This window comes from Nocardioides sp. (assembly GCF_050699375.1).
In the GTDB taxonomy this organism is placed as follows: Bacteria; Actinomycetota; Actinomycetes; order Propionibacteriales; family Nocardioidaceae; genus Nocardioides.
The window spans coordinates 1-6,725 of record NZ_JBOHDN010000194.1 but is presented as its reverse complement, the minus strand read 5'-3'; the positions used below and the strand labels follow the sequence as shown (position 1 = coordinate 6,725).

The 6,725-nt window shown below is 70.3% G+C and carries 6 protein-coding genes; 3 read left to right on the top strand and 3 right to left on the bottom strand.

Going from position 1 to position 6,725, the window contains the following annotated elements; all coding sequences use genetic code 11:
* Nucleotides 1-58 precede the first annotated feature (58 nt).
* Nucleotides 59-238, bottom strand: a complete 180-nt coding sequence (locus tag ACRDPS_RS14300; RefSeq protein WP_431502315.1) for a hypothetical protein — start codon at nucleotides 236-238, stop codon at nucleotides 59-61.
* A gap of 17 nt (nucleotides 239-255) precedes the next feature.
* Between ACRDPS_RS14300 and ACRDPS_RS14295 the strand changes: the two genes are divergently transcribed.
* On the top strand, nucleotides 256-870 hold the full coding sequence (locus ACRDPS_RS14295; RefSeq protein ID WP_431502314.1) for a hypothetical protein: 615 nt from the start codon (nucleotides 256-258) through the stop codon (nucleotides 868-870).
* A gap of 11 nt (nucleotides 871-881) precedes the next feature.
* On the opposite strand, the gene ACRDPS_RS14290 is transcribed toward ACRDPS_RS14295, so the two are convergent.
* A complete protein-coding gene (locus ACRDPS_RS14290) occupies nucleotides 882-1,514 on the bottom strand; it encodes a TetR/AcrR family transcriptional regulator (protein WP_431502313.1) in 633 nt (210 codons plus the stop codon).
* 82 nt (nucleotides 1,515-1,596) lie between these two features.
* Here ACRDPS_RS14290 and ACRDPS_RS14285 point away from each other — a divergent pair, with 82 nt between their 5' ends.
* The gene (locus tag ACRDPS_RS14285) at nucleotides 1,597-3,006 is read left to right on the top strand and encodes an amidase (RefSeq protein WP_431502312.1); all 1,410 of its coding nucleotides are present in this window, start codon (nucleotides 1,597-1,599) and stop codon (nucleotides 3,004-3,006) included.
* A 19-nt stretch (nucleotides 3,007-3,025) separates the two neighbouring features.
* Here the strand turns inward: ACRDPS_RS14285 and ACRDPS_RS14280 are convergent, their stop codons facing one another.
* Nucleotides 3,026-4,414, bottom strand: coding sequence for an aspartate aminotransferase family protein (locus ACRDPS_RS14280; protein WP_431502311.1), 1,389 nt, complete (start codon nucleotides 4,412-4,414; stop codon nucleotides 3,026-3,028).
* Between the two features lie 245 nt (nucleotides 4,415-4,659).
* Here ACRDPS_RS14280 and ACRDPS_RS14275 point away from each other — a divergent pair, with 245 nt between their 5' ends.
* Complete coding sequence (locus tag ACRDPS_RS14275) at nucleotides 4,660-6,696, top strand: acyltransferase family protein (protein ID WP_431502310.1); 2,037 nt, start codon at nucleotides 4,660-4,662, stop codon at nucleotides 6,694-6,696.
* Nucleotides 6,697-6,725: the final 29 nt, after the last annotated feature.

Here is a 6,725-nt window from a genome sequence, read left to right as displayed (position 1 = left end):
CCTTGTGAAGCGTTCACAAGGTGCGGTCGACTTGCGTAGGCGCCGAGACGGGCAGCTCCTAGGCGCTCCGGTCCTCGTACGCAGCCGCGACCCGCTCGCGGAGCCTGTTGTGGATCTCCTCCGGCGTGCGCTGCGTACGCTGGCGGTGGTTGCGCGCGACGATGACGCCTGTCGCGGTGACCCCGGCCAGACCGGCGAGACCGACGATCTTCCACACGCGCGCACTGCCGAAACTCATAGGACCCCCTGCTCAAGATGTCTGACGACACCACTATCTCCCTTGCCGATGCCGTGGACCAGACCCGCACCGGCGACCTGTGGCTCTTCCGCGGCCGCTCGGTCGCGGACCGGGCGATCCGGATGCTCAGCAACGCTCCGGTCAATCATGTCGGGATGGCCGTCGTGCTCGACGACCTCCCGCCGATGATGTGGCACGCCGAGCTCGGCAAGGGGCTGCTGGACCTCTACACCGGCACCCACCACCGCGGCGTACAGCTCCACGACCTGCGTGCCGCGGTCGAGCAGTGGGCGGGCCGCTACGAGCAGCGGGTCTGGCTGCGCCAGCTCACCGCCGACGTCGACCGCTCCCGCGAGAACGCCCTGCTCCGGACGATCGCCCGGCTCGACGGCACCCCGTTCCCCTCGACCGTGGCCCTGGCCGGCCGCTGGGCCCGCGGGCGGGTCCGGTCGAAGGCGAGGGTCGAGCAGGTCTACTGCGCCGAGGTCGTCGCGGCCACCTACCAGGATATGGGGCTGCTCGATGACGAACGCCCCACCAACTACTACGACCCGGGTCGCTTCTGGTCCGGGGACCACATGACCCTGAAGGACGGCGCGGTCCTGGGCCGCGAGGTCCGCGTCGTCGGCTGACCCGAGAGTGGTCAGCGGGGGATGTCCGCGTCACGCCCCGCGAGCAAGAGCGCGAGCGGGATGTCGCCGTTCTCGACCAGGGTGCCGATGACGAGGGCACGGAGCCCACGGAGGAGGGCGTCGGGGTCGACCAGGTCGGGAGCCGCGAGGGCGTGCAGCAGGTAGCCGTGCACGAGGGCGAGCACGGCGCCGGAGTCGGTCCTGGTAGCGCCCACGACGCTCGCCGCGCGGTCCGCGACCGTGCGGCCGGCGGTGAGGACCTCCGCCACCACCGGGCGGAACTGCGGGTCGCGGGCGGCGTGGAGGAGCGCCTCGAGGAAGGCGAGCGAGTCGGTCGGCGGGGATGCCAGTGCAGCGACGAACGCCTCGGCCCGCGCGTCGGCGCTGGGTGAGGCCACGGCGAGCTCGTCGGCGAGCGTACGCAGCCGGGCGACGTCGTCGGCCACGCCCGTACGCAGGGCCTCGGCCGCCAGGTCGGTGATCGAATCGAAGAAGTAGCCGACGGTCGCCAGCGGCAGCGCTGCGCGCTCGGTCACGGCCCGGTGGGTGACCCCTGCCATGCCCTTCTCCGCCGCGACCTCGATCGTGGCGCGGACGAGGGCGTCGCGTCGCTGCCGGGCGCTGTCACCGTGCCGTCGCTTCATGGGCAGAGTGTTTCATGGGCACCCGACCAGAGTCTGGAAGATCTTCTAGACTTTTGCGAGCCGATCCAGCACGCTGTGCGACATGACCGCACCGACCCGCGTACACGCCTTCACCGACGACGTCCTCGGCGACCACGACGCCGTCGAGCTCGCCCGTCTCGTCCGGACCAAGGAGCTGAGCGCGGCGGAGGTCGAGGCGGCGGCGGTCGCCAGGCTGCGGCAGGTGGCCCCAGGGTTGCATGCGATGGCGTACGAGGCCTACGACTCGCCCCGACGAGCGGATGCCGACACCGGCCTGCTGCACGGGGTGCCGACCCTGGTCAAGGACAACACCGACGTACGCGGGATGCCGACCAACCACGGCTCGGAGGCGATCCGTGCGCTGCCGGCCAAACGCGACGGACGGTATGCGGCGCAGTTCCTCAGCACCGGCATGACCGTGCTGGGCAAGAGCCGGATGCCGGAGTTCGGGTTCAACGCGAGCACGGAGTTCCGAAGCGGTCCGCCCACGCCCAACCCCTGGAACACGGAGCACTCCGTCGGAGCCTCGTCGGGTGGGTCGGCGGCCCTGGTCGCCGCGGGCGCCGTGCCGATCGCGCACGCCAACGACGGCGGCGGGTCCATCCGGATCCCGGCCGCGGCCGCCGGGCTGGTCGGGCTCAAGCCCAGCCGAGGCCGCCACATCGACGGGGAGAGCGCCCGCACCCTGCCGATCAACATCATCACCGAGGGAGTCGTGACGCGTACGGTCCGCGACACCGCGCTCTTCCACGCCGCGCTCGAGCGGCACTGGCGCAACCCGGCGCTGCCGCCCCTCGGGCTGGTCGAGGGGCCCGCACGAAGGCGGCTGCGGGTCGCGATGATCACCGAGTCGGTGACCGACGCCGTCGTGGACACGCCGACGAAGGCGGCGCTGGAACGGACGGCCACCCTGCTGGAGTCGCAGGGTCACACCGTCGAGCCGGTCCCGGTCCCCGTCGATGCGCGCTTCGGCGACGACTTCCTGCGCTACTGGGGTCTGCTCGCCTTCCTCGCCGGCAACCTGGGGAGGCTGACCATGGACCAGAGCCTCGACACCGATCGCCTCGACGGGCTCACCGACGGCCTACGCCGCGGCTTCACCTCCGGCGGCTGGCGCCGGACGCCGGCCGCCTTGCTCCGGCTCCGGCGGGCCGCGGCCGCCTACGCCACCGTCTTCGACCACCACGACGTGGTCCTGTGCCCGGTCGTCGCCGGCGTCGCCCCACCGCTGGGCCACCTCTCCCCGAACGTGCCCTTCGACGACCTGGTCGACCGGCTCCTGCGCCATGTCGCGTTCACGCCGCTGCAGAACGTCAGCGGTGCCCCGGCGATCTCGCTGCCGATGGCGCTCAGCGACGAAGGCCTGCCGATCGGGGTCCAGCTCTCCGCGGCGTACGGGGACGAGCGGACCCTTCTCGAGCTCGCCTATGCCCTCGAGGAGCAGTCGCCGTGGCCGCGGATCCAGCAGTGAGATCCAGCAGTGAGAGCGGTCACAGCATCGTAGAGGCCTTCTCCAGCACCCGGCGCAGGATCTGCTCCATCTCGTCGAACTCGGCCTGACCGACCGTCAGCGGCGGGGAGAGCTGGATGACGGGGTCGCCGCGGTCGTCGGCGCGGCAGTAGAGGCCCTCGGACCACAGGGCCTTGGAGACGTACCCGAACAGGATCCGCTCGCACTCCTCGTCCGTGAACGTCTCGCGAGTCTCGCGGTCCTTGACCAGCTCGATGCCGTAGAAGTAGCCGGTCCCGCGTACGTCGCCGACGATCGGGAGATCCTTCAGCTTCGACAGCGTGGCCAGGAAGGCGGCCTCGTTGCGGCGTACGTTGCCGAGCAGGTCCTCCGCCTCGAAGAGGTCCAGGTTGGCCAGTGCTACCGCGGTGGAGACGGGGTGACCGCCGAACGTATAGCCGTGGTAGAAGGTCTCGTCCCCGGTGAGGAACGGCTCCATCAGCCGGTCCGAGACGATCGCGGCGCCGAGCGGCGCATACCCCGAGGTCAGCCCCTTGGCAGAGGTGATGATGTCGGGCACGTAGCCGAACCGCTCCGAGCCGAACATCGTGCCCAGCCGCCCGTAGGCGCAGATCACCTCGTCGGAGACGAGCAGGACGTCGTACGCATCGCAGATCTCGCGCACCCGCTCGAAGTAGCCCGGGGGAGGAGGGAAGCAGCCGCCCGAGTTCTGCACCGGCTCCAGGAAGACCGCCGCGACGGTGTCGGGACCCTCGGCCTGGATGACGACCTCGATCTGGTCGGCGCACCAGCGGCCGAACGCCTCCGGGTCGCTCCCGTCCATCAGGCCGCCGGTGATCTCCGAGGCCCGGTAGATGTTGGTGTTCGGCACCCGGAAGGTCGAGGGGACCAAAGGCTCGAACGGCGCCTTGATGTCGGCCAGACCGGTGATCGACAGCGCGCCGTGGGTGGTGCCGTGGTAGGCGATGTTGCGCCCGATCACCTTGTGCTTGCCCGGCTTCCCACGCAGCTTGAAGTAGTTCTTGGCGAGCTTCCACGCGGTCTCGACGGCCTCGGAGCCGGAGTTGGTGAAGAAGACCCGGTTCAGGTCGCCGGGGGCGAGCGAGGCCAGCCGAGCGGCCAGCTCGATCGCCGGCTCGTGCGCGTAGGACCACAGCGGATGGAAGGCCAGCTGCTTCGCCTGTGCCGCGCCCGCGTCGGCGAGCTCCGCGCGCCCGTGGCCGACCTGGGTGACGAAGAGACCCGCGAGGCCGTCGAGGTAGCGGTTGCCCTCGATGTCGTAGATATAGGCACCCTCGCCCCTGGCGATGATCGGCACGTCCGCCTCGGCGTAGCTCGAATGCCGCGTGAAGTGCATCCAGAGGTGGTCCTTCGCGTCGCGCTGCAGCTGCTCGTAGTCCCCGGTCATGACCCAATGGTCACCCACTGCATCGCGCTTTCGCAAGCGAATCCGTGGTCGGCGCGTAAAATCACTTCGGATTCGGTTGCTCCAACAGGGTTTCGAGAAGGAGTCAGTTTGGTTCGTGACTCACCGCGACCGCGATGTGCTGGAGCGGAGGCGTCCGTGAAACCATCGGGTCCCGATTCGCGTACCTCCGCGAAGCGCGCCCAGAGATGGGCGTAGTCGATCCCCCCACACGAGGTGCACCCCACATGTCAGCCAAGCAGTGGCGGACAGATGTCCAAGGTCTGCGGGCCGTCGCGGTAGGTCTGGTCGTCGCTGCCCATGCCGGCGTCCCGTTCACCGACGGCGGCTTCGTGGGCGTCGACGTCTTCTTCGTGCTCTCCGGTTTCCTGATCACCACGCTGCTGCTGCGCGAGGCCGACAAGACCGGCACCGTCAGCATCCCGCAGTTCTACGCGCGCCGTGCCCGGCGCATCCTGCCGGCCGCCACCCTGGTGATCCTGGTCGTCCTGGCGTACGCCGTCTGGCAGCTGCCCACAACCCGGCTCACCGACGCCGCCGCTGACGGCACCTGGGCGGCGTTCTTCCTGGCCAACGTGCACTTCGCCGCCGAGGGCGTGCAGTACTTCCAGCCCAGCGAGCCCTCACCCTTCCAGCACTACTGGTCGCTGTCGGTGGAGGAGCAGTTCTACCTGGTCTGGCCGGTGCTGGCGCTGCTGCTCATCCCCAGGCTCGGCCGCAAGGGCTTCACCGTCGTCGCCGCGGTGATCGCGGTCGCGAGCCTGGCCTGGTCGGTCTACGCCACCGGCGAGAACCCGACCGCCGCCTACTTCTCCACCCCGGCGCGCGCCTACGAGCTCGCCGCCGGCGCGCTGCTGGCCTGTTGGGGCGGCCGGCTCAAGGGTGCCGCGAGCATCGCCGTCGGTGCCGGTGGCGTGGGCGCCATCCTGGTCTCGACCCTCGCCTTCAGCGAGGCGACGCCGTTCCCCGGCTGGCAGGCGCTGGTGCCCACTCTGGGCACTGTCGCGCTGCTCGCCTCCGGCGCGAACGCCCCGACCGCGCGGCTGCTCTCGGTCAGGCCGCTGAGGTACGTCGGGGACATCTCCTTCTCGCTCTACCTGTGGCACTGGCCGCTGATCGTGCTCGCCCCTGAGGTCCTGCATCTGGGCAGCGCCGCCCTGGAGATGACGGTCGCGGTCGCCGCCGCGCTCGTGCTCTCCGCCCTGAGCCACCGCTTCGTCGAGCTGCCCTTCCAGCGCAAGCAGGTTCCGGTCCTCTCCCACGGGCTGCGGTCGCTGGTGCTGTGGCCGGTCGCCCTCGTGCTCGCGGTCGGCAGCGGTTGGATGACGACCGGCTACGCCGCGTACGCCGAGAAGGAGCGGGCCGCGCAGGCACAGGCGTGGTTCGCCTCCAACCCGGTGCCGGACACCGCTGCCGAGTCCGGCGGCGTGCCCCGGGTCCAGCGTGAGCTCCGCTCGGCTCTGGAGATCGCCGACAGGGGCGGTCCGATCCCGGGCCCGGTCATCGACATGGAGCTGGGCGAGGACCGGTGGCAGAAGTCGTACGGCGACTGCTATGCCAACTACGGCGCCACCCGGAACCCCGACTGCACGCTGGGTGATGAGACCGCGAAGAAGACCGTCGCCGTCGTGGGGGACTCGCACGCCGGCATGTGGCTGACCGCCTTCGACGACCTCGGCAAGGAGAACGGCTTCCGGGTGGTGCCGGTGGTGAAGGTCGGCTGCGCGCCCTACCCCGTCCAGCACCGCGGCAAGAAGATGACCCAGGCCGAGTGCGACGAGTTCCGGGCCTGGTCGACCGACCGGCTCGAGCGCCTCGACCCCGACGCGATCGTCTCCACCGCGCGGGGCCAGCTCTTCATGCCGAAGGAGTTCGACGGGATGGACCGCGACGAGCAGTGGTCGCAGGCCGTCAACGCCACCGCGAAGGCCTACCGGAAGATCGCCCGCAAGGTGGTTGTCGTCGGCGACGTCCCCTCCGTCGACCACAACCCCGCCGACTGCCTCAGCGCACCCGAGGCCGACCAGAGGTCGTGCGTCAGCGACCGCGACTCGCGCGAGGCCAGCAGCAACGAGCTGACCGAGGCGGCCGTGAAGGGGACCAAGGCGGCGTACGTCGACACCCAGCGCTTCGTGTGCGTCGAGGACCGTTGCCCGCTGGTCGTCGGTGACCAGGTGACCTACTACGACGAGTCGCACCTCACCGAGTCCTGGGTCCGCCATGTCACGCCGCGCCTCGGCAGGATCCTGGGTCCGCTCGTCTAACTGGGACACGCGTTCCAGGGTTTGCCTTC

Excerpts from the sequence above, each read along its gene's own strand:
- ACRDPS_RS14300 (WP_431502315.1), bottom strand. The coding sequence starts at position 238 with ATGAGTTTCGGCAGTGCGCGCGTGTGGAAGATCGTCGGTCTCGCCGGT.
- ACRDPS_RS14295 (WP_431502314.1), top strand. The coding sequence starts at position 256 with ATGTCTGACGACACCACTATCTCCCTTGCCGATGCCGTGGACCAGACC.
- ACRDPS_RS14290 (WP_431502313.1), bottom strand. The coding sequence starts at position 1,514 with ATGAAGCGACGGCACGGTGACAGCGCCCGGCAGCGACGCGACGCCCTC.
- ACRDPS_RS14285 (WP_431502312.1), top strand. The coding sequence starts at position 1,597 with ATGACCGCACCGACCCGCGTACACGCCTTCACCGACGACGTCCTCGGC.
- ACRDPS_RS14280 (WP_431502311.1), bottom strand. The coding sequence starts at position 4,414 with ATGACCGGGGACTACGAGCAGCTGCAGCGCGACGCGAAGGACCACCTC.
- ACRDPS_RS14275 (WP_431502310.1), top strand. The coding sequence starts at position 4,660 with ATGTCAGCCAAGCAGTGGCGGACAGATGTCCAAGGTCTGCGGGCCGTC.